We start from the raw sequence: 17,429 nt of genomic DNA, 5'->3' as shown, positions 1-17,429 counted from the left end.
CGGACAGACACCAGGGAAGGACGAGTCCTGGCTGCAGAACTCGCCAATCGACGGCAATCGCCATTGGCCCGGAAGTGAGCTGTCGGTCAGGCCGCACATGCCGCTCGCGAGGGCGTCGACGGCGTCTCGGGCCGTGGCCAAGAAGTCGGTGGCTCCGTCCGCGTTCGTGCCGGCCAACTCGGAACAGCTGGCGTCCTTGAGCCAGATCAGACCGGTGTTCATGTCCCTGACGGTGCCGTTACCGCAATCTACGAAGCGTCCACCCGACGCGAACGCGGCGCCCGGGCAGTCGAAGCGGATCTCGAGCTCGTCGACGAGCTCTTGAAGCGTTTGTGCGGATACCGGCGAACCGAGGGCGAAGAGGACCGCGAACCCGAGCGCCGGTACAAGGCCCGGCGTGAAGAACCGGAGTGCTTGCATCATCTAGGGAGTTCCCCGCACCGGCCAGGACGCTCTGGTCTCGGTTCCGGTGAAACTCGGCTGCACGTCGCCACCGATCAGCTCGACATACCAGAAGCCGTCGACGGTTCGTGTTGCGGACCAGTAAGAGCCGGAAACGCCAATGAAGGGATCGCCATTGACGGACCATTGCCCGGTTCCGGCCGAGTTGCTGATCGTCGGGGAGCTGAAGTTGGTGTTGATCAAGCTGTCGCTCGAGGCGGCGGCCGGGCAGATCCCGGCGCTGGGGGTAGCGTCGTCGCTGCAGAGCTCGCCGATCGTGGGCAGCCGCCACTGGCCGGGAAGCGAGCCGTCGGTCAATCCGCACAGCCCGCGCTTGAGGTCCGCGACGGTGTTGCGGGCGCTGTTACGGTCCGTCGCCGGCAGGTCGACGCAGCTCGCGTCCTTGAGCCAGACGAGGCCGGTGTTCATGTCACGGATCGTGCCGTTGCCGCAGTCGACGAACCGTCCACCTGAATTGAAGGCCGCGCCCGGACAGTCGAAGCGATCCTGAAGGGCGGCGACCGAAGCTTCGGTGGCAACCTCGAAGATCAGATCCTGCGGCCGGATGGATCCATCGGCGATCTCGCCCGTGCCGACGGAGCCCGTTCCGAGTTGCGGGTTCGGGTAGGAGCCTGTGAGATCGCCTCCTGCGAGGCCCGACGGAGGGAGGGTTGTCGGGCGATTGTGGTGGGCACCGTTGGTGAGCACGTGAGTGATCAAGTCGGCGTGGGACGCGGCTCCGAGCCGGCTGCGAGCGAGAGTTGCGTTCGTCGAGCCTGTTCCTCCTTGGCTGACCGGTACGGGGGCCGACAGACTTGCCGGATTCAGGTTTGTGACCAGCGAGCCGTCGCCGCTGAAGGAGGTAGCGTCTAGATTCCCGTCGACGCTCAGCTGCGTGCCGGGTGGCGACATCATGGGAGATGGTGGCTCAGCGGTGGGTGATCTCTGAGTCGGCACGGCGACCTCGGTCCCGTGACCGTGTCCGTGACCGCCGGCGTCGAGACCGGCGCCGACGCTTGCCGCGAGGCGTTCCCGAACGATCTCGAGCGCCCGCTCGATCTCCGCTTCGCTCGGCCCTGCGTCGATCTGGAAGAGCTTCGGCGCAGACCATCTGCCGGTGCGTTCGGCTCCGAGCGGGCGGATGCTCCAAGCGTACTTCCCGCCCCGTTCGAGACAGCGACCGAGGGCGGGCGTCCAGGTGTGGATCGAGCCCGCGAAGCGCTCCCGCAGGATCGGGCCGGGGGCTTCGACCTCTTCCTCGGCGCCGTAGACGACGAGGTCGTAGCCAGTAGCGCCCTCGGCGGCACTCCAACTGAATGTCGGACACCGGCTCTCGACGACCGCGACTCGCGAGTCGTGCCCGGGAGAGACCGGCACGGGCTGTATCGCGGTTGCGCTGGAAGTGGAGGCGCTGAGAAGTAGGAGCACCAAGGTTGACCTGATTACGGGGTTTCTCATCTTGTGATCTCCAAACTGGCTACCGTTCTGAGGTGGTACCCGAGGGCCCTGCCACATCAAGGACATCCGTTGTCCCCTCGCTGGATCATGCAGTCCGCGCAGTTCACCTGAGTGCCGAGCACGCTGGAGAAGTCGCAGACCGGGCCGCAGTTGGGGCACGAACGCTGATCGGTTCGCGCAGGCTCGGAGCAGCCGGAGCAGACCGCCTGATCAGGCTTGAGCTGGCAGCTCCACAGGCACATCTGTGCCTGAGCGTGGGAGTGGCGCACGGTGGCGGGAGCGAGACTCATCGCCAGCTCGGCGAAGCGTTTCGCATCTTCCTGCGCGTGCAGCAGGGCGGCGACCACCAGCGGATATTCCTTTGCGGCCTTTGCGAGCTGGCGCTGGTACTCGCGGCTGGCGTCTTCAGCGCTGACGGATTGCGCCAGAAGGTAGAGGAGAGCCATTGCGCAGGCTGCCAGGATCGGAAGGCGTCGTGGGGAGCTAGGGTGTCTGTTGGATTGTCCCGGCGGTGTCATGGTCTTCCTTTCAAGATGATGAGACTTGTTACCCGAGGGACTCCGTTGTCTCTGTTCCCTCACTCTGGTACACGCAGAGCCGCGGGGAATCACGCCAAGGCCGTTTTTGGTACGCTTCGTAAGCTTTTTTCAGCCGATTACACACAATGCCGGAAACGACGCAGCTCCTGGCCCAGGTTCGGGCGGGCGCACCCGAAGCCCGCGAGGAGCTGCTCGGGCTGGTCTACGAGGAACTCCGGCGGATCGCACGGGGACAGCTGCGACGCCGCAACGGCGCTAGTCTGGTCACGACCGAGCTCGTTCATGAAGCGTTCCTGAAGCTCTACGCGGGGCCCGGGGCCGACGCCAAGGACCGGGCGCACTTCCTCGCGCTGGCGGCCACCGCGATGCGGCAGGTTCTGATCGATCACTTCCGGGCTCGGCAGGCGGAAAAGCGAGGCGGTGGGGTGGAAGTAGCCACGCTCGAGACGTTCCACGGGGCGTCGCTCGAAGATCGAGGCTCGATGGTGGTGGCCCTTCACGAAGCCCTCGAGCGGCTCGAGGGTTTCGATCCTCGTCTCGCCCGTATTGTCGAGTGCCGGTTCTTCGGTGGCATGACCGAGGACGAGATCGCCGAAGCGCTCTCGGTCTCGAAGCGGACCGTGAGCCGAGAGTGGCGTCAGGCGAAGGCATGGCTCGCTCGAGAGCTCGAGCCGTAGGGTTTCTGCCCATGGGGGATCGAGTGGACGCCGAGCGCTGGGCGCGCGCCAAGGAAATCTTTTCGGAGCTCGTGGACCTGGAGCCGGCTGAGCGAAAGCGACGGTTGGCCGAGGCTTGCGGAGAGGATGTCGAGCTGCGCCGCGAGATTGAGTCGCTTCTCGACGCCGAGTCGGGCGCTCCGACGTTTCTGGACGGCAACGCTCCGGAGTGGGCGGCTCCCTCCCTGAGCCAGCTGGCTCCTCGGGATGGGGCGGAAACGCTGCCCGATCCGCTGCTGGGTGACTCCGTGGGAGACATTCACCTTTCCGAGGTGCTCGGGCACGGTGGCTTCGGCCGCGTCTACCTCGGTCGGGACACGAAGCTCGGTCGCGATGTAGCGGTCAAGGTCCTGCGCTCGAGCCAACGGTGGCACCCGGAGGCCCAGGAGCGCCTTCGGCGTGAGGCGCGGCTACTTTCGAAGCTCGACCATCCGAACATCTGCCGTATCCATGGGCTGCTGGAAGAGGGCGACGACGACTTTCTGCTGCTCGAGTACATCGCCGGGGAGCGCCTGACCGATGCGGCGGCCGGGAGGAGTCTCGAAGCGCGACTCGGGTTTGCTCGTCAGATCGCCGACGCTCTCGCATCAGCACATGCCGAGGGAATCATCCATCGCGACTTAAAGCCCGACAACGTCCTCGTGACACGCGAGGGCGTCGTCAAAGTTCTGGACCTCGGGATTGCTCGCTTCGCCGAGGACCTCTCAGGTTCCGACCCAAGGTCGTCGACTCCGAGCGAGGAGCCCGGGCCGGGCGAACGGGATGACCTGACACGTCTCGGCTCCAAGTTGGGAACGATCCGGTACATGAGCCCCGAGCAGGCGCGCGGCGAAGCCGCGACCACGGCTTCAGATGTCTTCTCGCTGGGCCTCCTTCTCCATGAGCTCTTCGGCGGGTCTGCCGCCTATCGAGCCGGCGACGATCTTCTCGAGCGGGTGCAGCGCGGATCGGTTGAACCGTTGACGCATCCGGATTCCGACTTGGTTCGGATGATCACGGGGATGCTGGGTCAGGACCCGAATGGGCGGCCCACGGCGGTCGAAGTCCGTGACGGCATCGAGACCCTGATGGATCGGCCGCGACGCCGCCGTCGCCGCCTGGCCCGTCGCCTGGCGATGGCGGGAGTCGGGCTCGCGGCAGCGGCTGTCCTGATCGGTTGGTGGGTTCTTCAAGCGCAGGCGGCAGAGGACATCGCGGCCGCTGAAGAGCTTCTGTCGCAGGCCAAGGACATCGAGTGGCGCATGCGGGCCGAGTATCTGAGCCCGAAGCACGACATTACGCCGGCAAGAGTCGAAGTGGAGGAGCAGATCGCGGAGCTCGAGGCGAGGATCGCAGAGTTCGGTAGCCGAGCGAGCGGGCGTGGACGCTACGCCCTGGGAAGAGCCTGGTTCTCGATCGGAAACATCGAGAGCGCGAGGCGGGAGGTGCAAGCCGCCTGGGACGGCGGTTTCCAGACGCCCGAGGTGGCCCACACCCTTGGGCGTGTTTTCGCGCGGCTGTTCCGCGATGAGGTCGAGTGGGTGGAACGGCGGTATCGGCCGGAACAGCGCGACGAGCAGCTGGCACGTCTTTGGGAAGAGCTCGGACAACCTGCAGACCGCTTTTTGCGGCTGGCAAGGGACGCCCAGGTCGGTCCGCCGGAATACGTTGAGGCCCTCCTGGCTGTTGGCGACGGCAACTACCAGCGAGCTCTCGAGAAGGTCTCGAACATCGATCTGGCGTGGTACTACGAGGGACAGGAACTCGAGGGGTGGATTCATTTTGCTCTCTCTCAAAACGAACTGGCCGGAGGCTCTTTGGGATCGATGCTCGACCTCTTGGCGCGGGCCGAAGAGGCGTATGCGCGTGCCGCGGAGATCGGCCGCAGCAATCCGCGCGCGTATGTCGGGCTCTGTCGGACCGGAGCGCAGGCGGTGCTCCGGGGTCAGCTACCGGCCGAACAGGCTGAACGCCACGGACACCAGGCGATCGAGGCGTGCGAGGCGGCTCTGGATCTCGATCCCGGATCGCTTGAGGCGCGATGGGCGCTAGCCTCGGCCTTCGACTTTCGGGCGGCAACCGCTATCGACCGGGGTCAGGACGCCGAAGAACTGCTTGCGGCAGCGGAGCGGATCGCAGAGGAGGGGTTGGCTCTGGCTCCCGACTCTCTCGATCTTCGTCACGCCCTCATTCAGATCCAGAGCCGGCGAGGAGCCAGCCAGCGCCTGCTGGGCGGGAATCCCCGAGCGGCCTATGAAAAGGGACGTCGCGTTGCTGAGCAGTTGCTCGTCGCGGACGACGTTCCAGCAATCTACCTCGGCGCCTATCTCACCCTCGAGCTGGACGCGTCGATATACGAGCTGACCCAAGGTGGCGAGCCGTTGGCAAGTCTGGAAAGAGCGGTCCAGGTTGGAAAGCGATCACTCGCGATCGAGCCCAACAGCCCGACCCGGTCGAACCTGGCAGCGTGTTACTGGCTCATGAGTTACTACCAGTTGGACCATGGGATAGATCCGCAACCTGCGATTCGGGAGGGAATCCACGTGGTGACCGAGTCGCTGGAGTCGGTACCCGGACAGGCCAGAGCGCTCAGGACTCTCGGGAATCTCCACACACACGATCACCAGTACGCGAGGCTGACGGGAGGGGATGTCGCGGGGGCCCTCGGGGCCGCTCGGCAAGCCTTCCGGGATGCGGTAGCCGCAGATCCGGAATCCGTTTGGGCAAAGGTCAACTGGATGAATCTCGAGATTCAGCAAGCTAGGTGGCTGATCGACAACCAGCGTTCTCCGATGGAGGAAGTGGACGGCCTGCGGGATCTCGCAAAGGCGCTTGACGGGCTCGACCACCTGGCTCAATACATGTTCTTCGGGACGGGCAATGCCGAGTTGTTGGAGGGCGGATGGCTGGCAAGTCGCGGTTTGTCGCCGATCTCCAAGTACGAAAAGGCGGAGGCTGCATTCCGACGCGCGATCGAGCTCGGTGGCAACGAGGCGACTCCGTTCGTGAACCTCGTCGAAACCTTGTCTCGGAGAGCAGAATGGGCCCACTCACGTGATACCGGAGATGTTGCCGGTTTGGTCAGCGAAGGACTCGTCGCAGCGGAGAAGGCACTCGGCGTGCAGGGAGATAGCGCCGAGGTCTTTCATTTTCGCGCAAGACTCCTCAGGGTCAGGGCTTATCTAGAGGGCGAGTCGGCGCGAGACAAGACGCTCGAAGAGGCGGCTCAGGCGCAGGCACGGGCCTGCGAGATCAACCGATTCCTGCCGAGCTGCCGGGAGCGCTGACTGGTCGCGAAGCCGCCGACGAGGGGCGCCCCTAAACCGCGCCCGAGATCGCTTCGACCGCTTCCGGATTTTGAAGCGACGACAGGTCCCCTAGATCTTCCTCGCCAAGGTACTTCGCCCGTACGACTCGCCGCAGGATCTTGGCGCTGCGGGTCTTGGGCAGATCGTCGACGAAAAGAACCTTCTTGGGCCGGCCGTGCTTTCCCATCTTGGTTGCGACGCCCTCGATCAGCTCGAGCCTGAGCTGATCCGTGGGCTCGACACCCGGTTTGAGCACGGCGACGGCCACCACGGCTTCGCCCTTGAGTTCGTCGGGTACGCCAACGGCGGCGGCTTCGCTCACGCTGCCGGATTCCATCAACGCGCCTTCGATCTCCGCCGGTCCGACCCGCTTGCCGGCGATGTTCAAGGTGTCATCGGCTCGCCCCTGCAGGAACCAGTCGCCGTCTTCGTCGATCAGCGCCCAGTCGCCGTGGTCCCATACATCCCGCCAGCGCCGCCAGTAGGTGTCGAGATAGCGTTTGGCGTCGTTCCACAGACCGCGAGTCATCGAGGGCGATGGCTGCGTGCACACCAGATAACCGACCTCGCCTCGAACCGGTTGGCCGTTGTCGTCCCAGACGTCGACCGCCATGCCCAGTCCCGGAGCGGCCAGCGAGCAGGGCTTGAGCGGGTGCAGCGGAAGCGGCGACAAAAAGCATCCGATGATGTCGGTGCCGCCCGAGATGTTGATGACCGGGCAGCGTCCCTGGCCGACCTTGTCGAAGAACCACATCCAGGATTCCTCGTCCCAGGGCTCGCCGGTCGAGCCGAGAATGCGCAGGCTCGAGAGATCGTGACGATCGAGCACCTCGTCCCCGGATCTGCGCAGCAGTCGCGCCACGGTGGGGGAGATCCCGAGGACCGAAATGTGGTGCTTGGCGATCATCTCTCCGAGCCGGTCGGGCTGGGGCCAATCGAAGGCTCCCTCGTAGAGGTAGACGGTCGAGCCGAGAAAGAGACCGCCGATCAGCTCCCAGGGCCCCATCATCCAGCCGATGTCGGAAAGCCAGAAGAACCGGTCGTCCGGCTTGACGTCGAAGGCGTAGGCGACTTCCTTTGCGATCTGCACCAGCGTGCCGCCGTGGCTGTGAACCGTGCCCTTCGCGCGGCCTGTGGTCCCCGAGGTGTAGAGGATGATCGCCGGATCCATCGAGGGCATCGAGGCGGTCTTGGCCGGCTCGGCGTCCGCCGCGGTGGCGAGAAAACTCTGCCAGGGAATCTCGTTCGCAAGCCGCGACATGGGCGGCGGCTCGCCGCGACCGAGAACTACGATGGTCTCGAGGCTCTTCACCTCTTTGGCGAGCTGCTCGAAGGTTGGTCTCAGCCGCAGCGGTGAGCCGCGGCGCGCAGAGCCTTCGGCGGTAAAGAGCAGCTTGGCCTTGGCATCTTTGAGACGCTGGGCGATCGCCGGCGCCGCGAAGCCGCTGAAGATCGGAATGAAGATCGCTCCGAGCTTCAGGGTGGCGAACATCTGAATCACGACCTCGGCGGTCATCGGCATCACCGCGCCGACGCGGTCGCCGGCCTTGATCTTGGCGACCTCCATGGCGGTGGCGCATTTGTCGACGGCTTCGGCGAGCTCGAAGTAGGTGTAGCTCGTGGCCGAGCCGTCCTCATGCTCCGCGACCAGCGCCAGGCGATCCGCGTTCGGCCCTTGCCGGTGCCGGTCGATGCAGTTGGTGGCGATGTTGAGCTTGCCGCCCAGGAACCACTCGGTCCACGGGAAGCCGCGGCGGGTATCGAAGACGGTATGGAACCGATGGTCGAAGGCGATGCCGAGATCGTCGATGACGGCGGGCCAGAACCAGGCCGGCTCCTCGATCGATCGGCGCATCAGGGTGTCGACGTCGTCGATCCCGTGCGCGCGCATGAGGCGGGTGACATTGGCGGACTCGACGAGTTCAACCGGTGGCTGCCAAACGTAGTCGCTCATCGATCTCGTCGTCTCCGGACTCAGTCTATGCGATCGACCGGCGCGGTGACTGCCGCGGCGGCCTCTCCCGACCGGTTGCGGAAGAAGGCGACAAAAGACCGGCCGAACTTCCGCCAGTAGAAGGCCGCGGTGACCAGGCCGGCGAGTACGGAGAGGCCGAACCGCAGCCAGAGCCGGTCTCCCGCTGCCAGATAGGCGATCAGAAACGGAACGATCGGGGCCAGGTAGATGACGACAATATCGCGCAGCAGGCGGAAGAACGGGCCCGGCGCGATCCGGTGGATCCCCCAGGCCATCACCAGGCCGCCGATGGGCAGGTAGTTGGCCCAGGCCATGCCGATCGGACCGAATGCCGAGATCAGGAAGTAGCCCGCGACCACGAAAGTCAGGAGCGTCAGAACCAGCGACACGATCCACAGCCGGTCGTGGTGATAGACCTTGAGGATCTCGCCGCCGAGCCGGCTGAACGGATCGATCAGGGGGGCGATGGCGAGCACCCGCAAAAACGGTACGGCGCCGGTCCATTGGGTGCCGAAGATCGAAAGGAAAGCTTCGGGATTGAGAAACAGGAACGCCGCCACCGGTGCTTCGAGCGTCAGCACCAGCAGGGTGGCGAGCCGGTAGGCTTCGCTCAGTTTGACGGGGTCGTCCGAGTACGCCACCAGCGCCGGGTAGAGGACGCGGGTGATGGCGGGCACCAGGGTGACCGTGACCAGGAAGGCGAAGAAGTAGGAGCGCGTGTAGAGGCCGACGGTGTCCTTGTCGAAGCTGAACAGCCCGAGGAGAACCGGATCGATATGGCGGGCGAGAATCGCGAAAAACCAGATCGTTGCCAGCGGCAGGCTCGGCCGGATGAGCGCCCAGTTCCGGCCGCGCTCGTAGACCAAAGGGATGGTGGGCCAGGCGCGAATCCAGAGGTGCGCCGTGTAGTACGCCATGCTCACCACGAGCCCGGTGACCATGCTGAAGACGCCATAGCCGAAGAAGGCCAGCGTGAGCGAGGTCGCGGCGAAGATGAGATTGCGCAAGATCTCGGGTAGAACCGTTCGGCCCACCATGAGCTCGGCGTCGAAGTAGATCCGGGGGACCGACGACAGGCCTTCCAAAAAGAGAAACAGGCTGAAGGCCTGGATCACCGGCACGACCTCCGGGCCGGCGCCGGGGAAGGCGCGCGCGACCTGCTCGGCACCGAAGAACGTGGCGAGCGAGAGCAGGGCGCCCCAGGCCAGCTCGACTGCCAGCACGTTGCCGTAGGGCCGGGGCTTGAGCCGGATGACGTGGTAGAGCAACCCGAGGTCGCGCAGGGCGCCGAAGACCAGAAAGACGGTGACCGTCCACTCGTAGAGTCCCCAGTCGCCGGCCCTGAGCAGCTTCATCAAGACGAGCTGCGTCAGGAAGGTGACTCCCAGGCGCCACGCCTGCGAGAAGGTGGCGGCGCCGGTCGAGTGAAAGAACCTGGTGGTGGTGTCGGCGGTCAAGCGGCGCTCCGGGGTCGAGGCATTCTACGCGGAGACAAGACACTCTGAGGTCGGTGCGTCAATAGCGTCGCGCCGGTGTCGCCCCTCCGTGGGCAAAGAGAGGCCCACTCCGGGGCGCACGCGGCGCTCCTTCACTTGCCGGCACGGGTTCAGGCTGAAGTTGCTTAGCCGATAGTGTCGCGCGGGTGACCTTCCTTCGAAGAGCGCATCGTCGGCGGCGCGGCGGGCGATGTGCCAGGGGCCGGCTCGGGCCAAGAGGCCTGCAGCGGTCGGGCCCGCGCCTGCGCGCCGCTACGCGCAACCCGATGAAGGCCTCCGAATCTATATCTCGAGCGCTTGCTGCGAGCCCCCTGGCCGGCTGCCCTGCCGAATCGGCTTGCCTCTGCCTTCTGAGTAGCGTCGGGCCTCCGTGCCCGACGTTCCAGGTGTACCGACCACGTCCACCTATGGTCGCCACGGAGGTGTCGACGGTCGTCGCACGAGTGTCCGCCCGAGACGGAGCTCGATCGCTAGACGGGGCGGCGGTGGCATAACATCAGGGTCGCGATGCGAATCGTAGTCGCCTTTGCTCTTTCCGGTGCGCTGGCATGGACCGCGGCGCCGGTCGCCGCCGAGTCCGCCGCCGACTTGGTCGTGCGCGCGATCGACTACCACGGTGGCGAGCTCTACACATCGACGCGCACGGATCTCCAGCTGTGCTCGAAGTCGGGGTGCTCGAAGCTCGAGGTGACGCAGGATGGCGGCCTTTTCGAATACTGCGCCACGGCGGTGGTCCGCGAGCGTGAGAAGCGGGTCTGCATCGACAACAATGCCACACGCGAGTGGCAAGATGGCATCGGCCTGACCACCGGCGCCGCTCCGGGCTCGGAGGCCGCCATGGCTTTGGACGCTTCGCGTCGCGACTGGGTCTTGCAGCGAGTGTACTTCGTATTTCTGCCGTATCGCCTGGAGGATCCGAGCGTGAATCTCGAGGATCTGGGGCTCGAGAGTTGGGACGGCCGCGAGCTTCGCAGAGTGAAGGTGACGTTCCAGTCAGGTACCAGCACCGACGCCGACGATGAGTTTCTCTACTGGTTCGATCCCGAGACCGCCCGGCTCGAGCTCTTTGCGTACAGCTACGAGCGTAACGACGGCGGCATCCGGTTCCGTAAGCTCACCAATTACCGCCGCGTGGGCGGCATTCTGTTCTTCGATCAGGAGAACTTCGGGGTCAACGGGCCGGGCCTGTCGGTCGATCTGGTTTCGCCACGGTACGCCCGGGACTCCATGCGCCACGTTTCGACCGTCGAGCTGCGCGACCTCGAGGTCGCGCAGCTCGAGTGAGGCGCCGCCTCGGCGCTCGAAGACGATGTAGCCCAAGGGATCGCCGGCGTCGCCGAGCTCGCGTGTGCGCGAGTAGCGACTCTCGAGCGCGGGATGCTCCTGCAGCGCTCGATCTGCGGGCCAGACGCCCCGCTCGGATGCGGCGTTCACGGCCTGTATGACGATGAAGCGAGGCTGGTTCGAGAGGATCCAGTCGGCGAGACGCTCCGGGGAGCGATCGATTGGGGGCATGGTGGCTTCGCGGCAATTCAAGCAGTAGATGTCGAGGACTCGGCCGCCGGCAAGAAACGGGACGAGACCGGTGTCTCCGATCGCAAGAGCCTCGCCTGGGCGCAGGTTCTCTCGGAGGTACATGCCGAGCTCGCGGCGCAAGTCCTCGAGCGGATGAGCGAGCCGGACCGCCCGGCGGACGTCGCCGACGACGGTCGGGGCCGAGAGCGTCCCGAACAGCACCGCCACGATCAGCACGATCGGGCCGGTGAGACCCCTGTGGGCCTGAGGGAGTAGCCTCTCGGCAACGGCCGCAAGGCCAAGAAGCCCGGCGATCACCACCAGCGGCAGCACGGCGAGGAAATGGCGGTCGAGATGGCTCATCACCGGATCGACGCCGAAGAAAGTCGCGAAATAGAGCAGCGGTACTCCGAGCAGCATGATGTGATCACGCCGCCGCCGGCTGTCTCGCCAGCCAAGAGCGAGGCCGGCGAGCGCCAGGGCCAGGAGCGGCCAGGAGAACTCCAGAAACTCGCGGCCGAGATAGAACGGGTCGCTCGAGTAGCCGGCCTTGCAGGCAGCCGAGTTGGGCAGCCAGCGCCCGAAGGTCCAGAGCCGCCAGGCCGTGTAGGGCAGGTAGAGGGCCAGAAAAGGCAGGAGCAGCGTCGGCGTCACTCGAATTCCGGCGGAGCCTCTTCCCGAGCGCTTCGAGTGTCCCCATGTGCCTTGGGCGAATGCGAATGGGAGAAAAGCCGCCAGGACGATCGGGCTCTCCGGGCGGGTGATCGAGGCCGCAAAAAGCGCCAGCGAAGCGACGACAAGCCTGCGGTTCATCGAGGCCGGTTCGCGTGCGCCGAGCAGGGCCCAGGCCGAGAGCACGATCAGAAACTGGCAGACCGTGGTCTCCATTCCGGATACCCCCCAAAACGCCTGGCCTGGGTGAGCCACCATTACGACGACCGCCGCTGTTCCCATGGCGGCACCCGCCGCCGGGTAAAGACGCTTCGCGATCAGGAAGGCCAGCAGGAACGTGCCGGCGGCGGCCGCGGCGCCCATCCCCTTGAGCCAGACCATGGAATCAGTGGCTCCACCGACCCTCATCAAACCCGCGCCCAGCAGCACGAAAAGGAAGTTCGAATAGCCTTCGACCGGCGGCTCGCCCGGGTTCCATGAGATGCCTTGCCCTTCGGCGAGATGGCGGGCGTAGCGCAGCGTGATGTAGGCGTCGTCGGCCGTGTTGGACCACGCCGCCGACAACGACACCGTGAACAGGACCGCGGTGCCAGCAAGCGCTGCGACAATGAGGGCTCGCTTCCAGACTCCGGCCGGGGCCTTCGGCAACATCAAGGCATTGTAGCGAGCCGGGCGAGGTGCTCAGGCCTGGGCGAGCCGGCCGTCGAGACCGAGCTCCTCGGCCGCGCCTTGCATCGCGCCGAGCACGTTCTGGACGTGCTCCCAGAGCTCGAGCGTGCCGCCGAAGCACTCGCGGCTGAAGTCCTCGGTGGCCTCTTCGACTTCCTCGCGGTTCACCCCGCGGGCAAAGGCCTTTTCCTTCCACCGCTTCTTGAGCGACTTGATCTTGACGTCCCGGATGTCCTTCGAGGGACGCACCAGGGTCGATGCGATTGCAAGTCCCGTGACCTCGTCACAGGCGAGGAGCGCGAAGTCGATCGGCCGCGAGCGCTCGACGCCGGTGCCGGCAGTGTTGTGCGACAGGATCGCCTGGACGACGTCCTCGGGACAGCCCGCTTCGCGCAGCATCGGCACGCCTTCGGCCGGGTGCGCCTCCAGCGTCGGGTGGATCTCCCAGTCGTAGTCGTGGAGGAGACCCGCCAGCCGCCAGAGGTCGGGGTCCGCGCCCAGTTTCTCGGCGTAGAGACCCATCGCGGCCTCGACCGCGATCACGTGGCGTCTGAGGCCTTCGGCCTGGACGTTGGAGTGCATGAGGGCAAGGGCTTCGTCTCGGGTCATGGCGCGAGTTTATCGGAGACTTGGGAGACTTCTGAGGTTTCCGGGGCGATAGTGTCGCGCCGGTGCCGCCTCTCCGGGAGCGAAGAGAGGCTCCCTCCGGGGCGCACGCGGCGCTCCTTCAGCTGTCGGGCTACTGCGCGCCCAGCGGCGCCTGGTCCGACTCGACCATCGGCGGCAGCTCCATGTCCAGGTTCTTGACCAGGAAGCCCCAGAGGTCGGTGTACTGCTCGATCCGCATGGTGGTCGGGGTGCCGCCACCATGACCGGCGCGGGTCTCGATTCGAATCATGACCGGTGCGTCGCCCTTGTGGGCGTGCTGGAGCTGGGCCGCGAACTTGAAGCTGTGGCCCGGCACCACCCGGTCGTCGGTGTCGGCGGTGGTGACCAGCGTCGCGGGGTAGGACGCCTCCTCGAGGTTGTGGTACGGCGAATAGGCATAGAGGGCCTTGAACTCTTCCGGGTCGTCGGAGGAGCCGTAGTCGTCGGTCCAGAAGCGGCCCGCGGTGAACTTGTGGAAGCGCAGCATGTCCATGACCCCGACTGCGGGCAGGGCCGCCTGGAAGAGGTCCGGTCGCTGGGTGATCGCCGCGCCGACAAGCAGGCCGCCGTTCGAGCCGCCCTGGATCGCCAGCTTCTCCTTTTTGGTGACCTTGTTGTCGATCAGCCACTCGGCCGCCGCGATGAAATCGTCGAAGACGTTCTGCTTCTGGAGCTTGGTGCCGGCCTTGTGCCACTCCTCGCCGTACTCGCCGCCGCCGCGCAGGTTGGCCATGGCGAAGACGCCGCCCATCTCCATCCAGGCCAAGCGGGTGATCGAAAAACTGGGCCTCATCGGGATGTCGAAGCCGCCGTAGCCGTAGAGAAGCGTCGGGTTGGTGCCGTCGTCCTTGACGCCTTTCTTGTGGGCGAGGAACATGGGTACGCGGGTGCCGTCCTTGGACTCGTAGAAGATCTGGCGCACGGTGAAGTCGGCCGGATCGAAATCGACCTTGGCGGTGTCGAGAAGCTCGCTCGTGCCCGTTTCGAGGTCGTAGCGGTAGACCGAGGTCGGTGTGGTGAAGCTCGAGAAGCTGTAGAAGGTTTCGTTGTCGTCGTGGTCGCCGTAGAAACCGGTGGCGGTGCCGATGCCGGGGAAGTCGACGTTGCGCACGAACTCGCCCGACTCGGCGTGGACCCGGACCGCGGTCTTGGCGTCCTCGAGGAAGCGGGCCAAGAACTGACCGTTGACGAACTCGACCTCGATCAGGGTCGCCTCGCTCTCGGGGATGACCTCGCGCCAGTTCTCGAGCGCCGGGTTCTGGGTGTCGATCGCGATCAGGCGGCGCTTGGGCGCGCCGTTGTTGGTCTGGAAGTAGAAGACCGGGCCGTTCGAGGCGACGAAGGTGTACTCGTGGTCGAAATTGTCGATCAGCTCGACCATGCCGCCGAGGGGCTCGGAGAGGTCGCGGTAGAAGATGCGGTATCGAGCGTCGGTTCCGATCGAGGTATGGAGAATCAGGTACTTGCCGTCCTCGGTGACCTCGGGCCAGAAACCCCAGTCGGGGTGATCGGGGCGAGCGTAGACCATGACGTCGTCGGACTGCGGTGTTCCGATGCGGTGGTAGTAGATCTTCCGGTTCAGGTTGAGCGACTGAAACTCCGCGCCCTCCTCGGGCTTGGCGTAGCGGCCGTAGAAGAAGCCTTTGCCGTCCGGAGTCCAGTCGGCGCCCGAGAATTTGACCCACTTGAGCTCGTCGTCGAGCACCATGCCCGAGTCGACCTCCATCACCCGCCAGGTCTGCCAGTCCGAGCCGGCGTCGCCGATCGCGTAGGCCAGGTACTTGCCCTTGGGGTCGACCGAAGTACTGCGCATGGCCACCGTGCCGTCATCCGACCAGGTGTTTGGGTCGATCAGCACGCGCTCTTCACCCTCGAACGAGTCCTTGACGAACAGGACGTTCTGGTTCTGGAGACCGTTGTTGCGAAATACGAAGTAGCGCCCACCCTGCTGCCAGGGTGTCGAGAGCTTCTCGTAGTCCCAGAGCTCGGTCAGGCGCTGCTTGATGCGCTCGCGCTCGGGGATCTGGTCGAGGTAGCCGAAGGTGACCTTGTTCTGCTTCTCGACCCACTGCGCGACCTCGTCGGACTCGCGAACGTCGTCCTCGAGCCAACGGTAGGGGTCGTGCACCTTGGTGCCGTGGTAGTCGTCGTAGTGCTCGATCCGCTCGGTGGCGGGGTAGGCCATGGCGGCAGTGGTGTCTGCGCCTTCGGCATAGACCGGCTCCGGCGCGTTGAGAACGACCGGCATGAGCAGCACGGGCAGAAAAACGGCACGGCGTGTCTTCTTCATCTGAAAGGTCTCCTGAAAGTGTCTTGAGGTGCCCCGATCGGGCGCGGTGTGAGGCAGGCAGGATCCTACCATCGGGTTTCTCGGTCTATCGGCGGAACGAATCCTGCTTTCGCCAGTGGTCATGGTACGAAAAAGTAGGGCTCGGGGTTTGAGAAAGGCCGCCGCTACACAATCTGATCGGGATGGCGATCCCAGGCCGCGAACAGCCTCTTGACGAACTTCCTCTGCTTGGCTTTGGAGCTCTTGTTCCCCTTGCCGGACGGATAGCCGGCTTCGAGCACCAGAATGGGCCGCCGCGGATAGGCCTCCGCCAACCGATCGAAGTCTCGCCGCACTCTTGTAGGCGGTCGCACCTGGAAGCTCGAATCGAGAGGGTAGTAGGTGACGGATACCCCGTCGGTCAGCGAATTGAGCGCGGTGAGCTCTCTGGCGGTCCCGCCGCTTGAAGACAGCACACTCTCTCGAGCCCGCCGGCGTTCGATTGGCTCCTCGAGCGCCAGGACGCCGCTCTTGCTCGCGTCTCTACCCTCGATGGGATCTCAACCGCGTCTGCTCGACCGCGTCCGGCATCGGGCGCGACTGCGCCATTTGAGTCCACGAACGGAGCAGGCCTATGTTCGCTGGATCCGCCGCTTCATTCTCTTCCACGAGAAACGCCATCCAAAGGAGATGGGAGAGCAGGAGATATCCCTCTTTCTCACTCATCTCGCGGTCGAGAAGAAGGTCGCCGCAGCAACGCAGAATCAGGCTCTCTCCGGGCTGCTGTTTCTGTACCGGGAAGTCCTCGGGCGCGATTTCGGCGAACTCCAAGGCCTGGTTCGTGCGCGACGACCTAAGCGGCTGCCGGTGGTCTTCGATCGCGACGAGATCCGGCGGCTCTTCGCCTGCCTTGATGGCTGCGACCTGCTGATCGTGGGGCTCCTCTATGGAGCGGGGCTGAGGCTGATGGAGTGCTTGCGTCTAAGGATCAAGGATATCGACCTCGGCTACCGCCAGATCACGGTTCGTGGCGGCAAGGGAGACCGCGACCGGATGACACTCCTTCCGGATGTCTCGAGGCGTGGCCTCGAGCGGCATATGGGGGAGGTGAAGCGGCTCCACGCCGAGGACCTCGATGATGGCTTCGGCCGGACCGTGCTGCCGCACGCCCTCGAGCGCAAGTACCCGGGTGCGGCGGTGGACTGGTCTTGGCAATTCGTTTTTCCCGCGGCGCGCCGATCTGTGGAGCCCAGAACGGGGCGGCTCGCTCGCCATCACCGCAGCGCGCATAGCGTTCAGAGGGCCGTGCGCCGAGCCTCGCGATGCGCTCGGCTTTCAAAGCGCGCGACCTGTCACGCTCTGCGGCACTCCTTCGCCACCCACCTCCTCGAAGACGGCTACGATATTCGCACCGTGCAGGAGCTTCTCGGTCACCGCCACGTCCAAACCACCATGATCTACACCCACGTTCTGAACAAGGGTGGCCGCGGGGTCCGAAGTCCGTTCGATCGGCTCTGAGCCGACCCGGTTTGTGTGTTACGTTGGTTGAAACCCGAACACCTAACATGATGCAGACATCTTGCAGCGTTCGACAGCTCGAAATCGTGCTTGCGACCGCCCCGCACGCTTTTCTCGCAACTTCCGCGCGCCACGGATTATGCGAACATCGTGTGCACGATAACCGCCGTGCAGCCAGCCATTTCAGGGGCCATCCAGCCAGGTTGCTGGCGCTCCTTTTCGACCT

General features: G+C 65.2%; 12 protein-coding genes. 3 read left to right on the top strand and 9 right to left on the bottom strand.

What is annotated here, in order from left to right; translation table 11 throughout:
* From GY769_18835 to GY769_18825, 3 genes are all read right to left on the bottom strand, one after another.
* Positions 1–423: DUF1566 domain-containing protein (locus GY769_18835; protein MCP4203979.1), on the bottom strand; the 423-nt coding region annotated here is incomplete at its 3' end.
* Positions 424–1,899 carry a DUF1566 domain-containing protein gene (locus GY769_18830; protein MCP4203978.1) on the bottom strand — a complete coding sequence of 492 codons (1,476 nt, stop codon included), beginning with the start codon at positions 1,897–1,899 and terminating at the stop codon, positions 424–426. It lies immediately after the preceding gene.
* A gap of 56 nt (positions 1,900–1,955) precedes the next feature.
* The gene (locus tag GY769_18825; protein MCP4203977.1) at positions 1,956–2,345 is read right to left on the bottom strand and encodes a hypothetical protein; all 390 of its coding nucleotides are present in this window, start codon (positions 2,343–2,345) and stop codon (positions 1,956–1,958) included.
* Positions 2,346–2,563: 218 nt separating this feature from the next.
* Between GY769_18825 and GY769_18820 the strand changes: the two genes are divergently transcribed.
* Both GY769_18820 and GY769_18815 read left to right on the top strand, forming a co-directional pair.
* Entirely contained in the window at positions 2,564–3,115 is a 552-nt protein-coding gene (locus GY769_18820; GenBank protein ID MCP4203976.1) for a sigma-70 family RNA polymerase sigma factor, read from the top strand.
* A complete protein-coding gene (locus GY769_18815) occupies positions 3,088–6,420 on the top strand; it encodes a serine/threonine protein kinase (GenBank protein MCP4203975.1) in 3,333 nt (1,110 codons plus the stop codon). The genes GY769_18820 and GY769_18815 overlap by 28 nt, the downstream gene beginning before the upstream one ends.
* A gap of 31 nt (positions 6,421–6,451) precedes the next feature.
* On the opposite strand, the gene GY769_18810 is transcribed toward GY769_18815, so the two are convergent.
* From GY769_18810 to GY769_18785, 6 genes are all read right to left on the bottom strand, one after another.
* Positions 6,452–8,395 (bottom strand): AMP-binding protein, encoded by a 1,944-nt coding sequence (locus GY769_18810; protein MCP4203974.1) that lies wholly within the window; start codon positions 8,393–8,395, stop codon positions 6,452–6,454.
* 20 nt (positions 8,396–8,415) lie between these two features.
* Complete coding sequence (locus GY769_18805; GenBank protein ID MCP4203973.1) at positions 8,416–9,873, bottom strand: oligosaccharide flippase family protein; 1,458 nt, start codon at positions 9,871–9,873, stop codon at positions 8,416–8,418.
* A 1,032-nt stretch (positions 9,874–10,905) separates the two neighbouring features.
* Complete coding sequence (locus GY769_18800) at positions 10,906–12,750, bottom strand: hypothetical protein (GenBank protein ID MCP4203972.1); 1,845 nt, start codon at positions 12,748–12,750, stop codon at positions 10,906–10,908.
* Positions 12,751–12,780: 30 nt separating this feature from the next.
* Positions 12,781–13,377 carry an HDIG domain-containing protein gene (locus GY769_18795; protein MCP4203971.1) on the bottom strand — a complete coding sequence of 199 codons (597 nt, stop codon included), beginning with the start codon at positions 13,375–13,377 and terminating at the stop codon, positions 12,781–12,783.
* A 130-nt stretch (positions 13,378–13,507) separates the two neighbouring features.
* A complete protein-coding gene (locus GY769_18790; GenBank protein ID MCP4203970.1) occupies positions 13,508–15,601 on the bottom strand; it encodes a S9 family peptidase in 2,094 nt (697 codons plus the stop codon).
* 269 nt (positions 15,602–15,870) lie between these two features.
* Positions 15,871–16,161: a hypothetical protein gene (locus GY769_18785; GenBank protein ID MCP4203969.1), complete on the bottom strand. Its 291-nt coding sequence runs from the start codon at positions 16,159–16,161 to the stop codon at positions 15,871–15,873.
* A 76-nt stretch (positions 16,162–16,237) separates the two neighbouring features.
* On the opposite strand from GY769_18785, the gene GY769_18780 reads away from it, so the two are divergent.
* Complete coding sequence (locus tag GY769_18780; GenBank protein MCP4203968.1) at positions 16,238–17,203, top strand: integron integrase; 966 nt, start codon at positions 16,238–16,240, stop codon at positions 17,201–17,203.
* Positions 17,204–17,429 lie beyond the last annotated feature (226 nt).

The organism is bacterium (genome assembly GCA_024224155.1).
In the GTDB taxonomy this organism is placed as follows: domain Bacteria; phylum Acidobacteriota; class Thermoanaerobaculia; order Multivoradales; family JAHEKO01; genus CALZIK01.
Note: the sequence above shows the minus strand (reverse complement) of the source record. Positions and strands in the feature narration are given on the sequence as shown.

What these genes read in the sequence shown, in the direction of transcription:
- GY769_18830 (MCP4203978.1), bottom strand. Translation starts at nt 1,899, where the DNA reads ATGAGAAACCCCGTAATCAGGTCAACCTTGGTGCTCCTACTTCTCAGC.
- GY769_18825 (MCP4203977.1), bottom strand. Translation starts at nt 2,345, where the DNA reads ATGGCTCTCCTCTACCTTCTGGCGCAATCCGTCAGCGCTGAAGACGCC.
- GY769_18820 (MCP4203976.1), top strand. Translation starts at nt 2,564, where the DNA reads ATGCCGGAAACGACGCAGCTCCTGGCCCAGGTTCGGGCGGGCGCACCC.
- GY769_18815 (MCP4203975.1), top strand. Translation starts at nt 3,088, where the DNA reads ATGGCTCGCTCGAGAGCTCGAGCCGTAGGGTTTCTGCCCATGGGGGAT.
- GY769_18810 (MCP4203974.1), bottom strand. Translation starts at nt 8,395, where the DNA reads ATGAGCGACTACGTTTGGCAGCCACCGGTTGAACTCGTCGAGTCCGCC.
- GY769_18800 (MCP4203972.1), bottom strand. Translation starts at nt 12,750, where the DNA reads ATGTTGCCGAAGGCCCCGGCCGGAGTCTGGAAGCGAGCCCTCATTGTC.
- GY769_18795 (MCP4203971.1), bottom strand. Translation starts at nt 13,377, where the DNA reads ATGACCCGAGACGAAGCCCTTGCCCTCATGCACTCCAACGTCCAGGCC.
- GY769_18790 (MCP4203970.1), bottom strand. Translation starts at nt 15,601, where the DNA reads ATGGCCTACCCCGCCACCGAGCGGATCGAGCACTACGACGACTACCAC.
- GY769_18780 (MCP4203968.1), top strand. Translation starts at nt 16,238, where the DNA reads ATGGGATCTCAACCGCGTCTGCTCGACCGCGTCCGGCATCGGGCGCGA.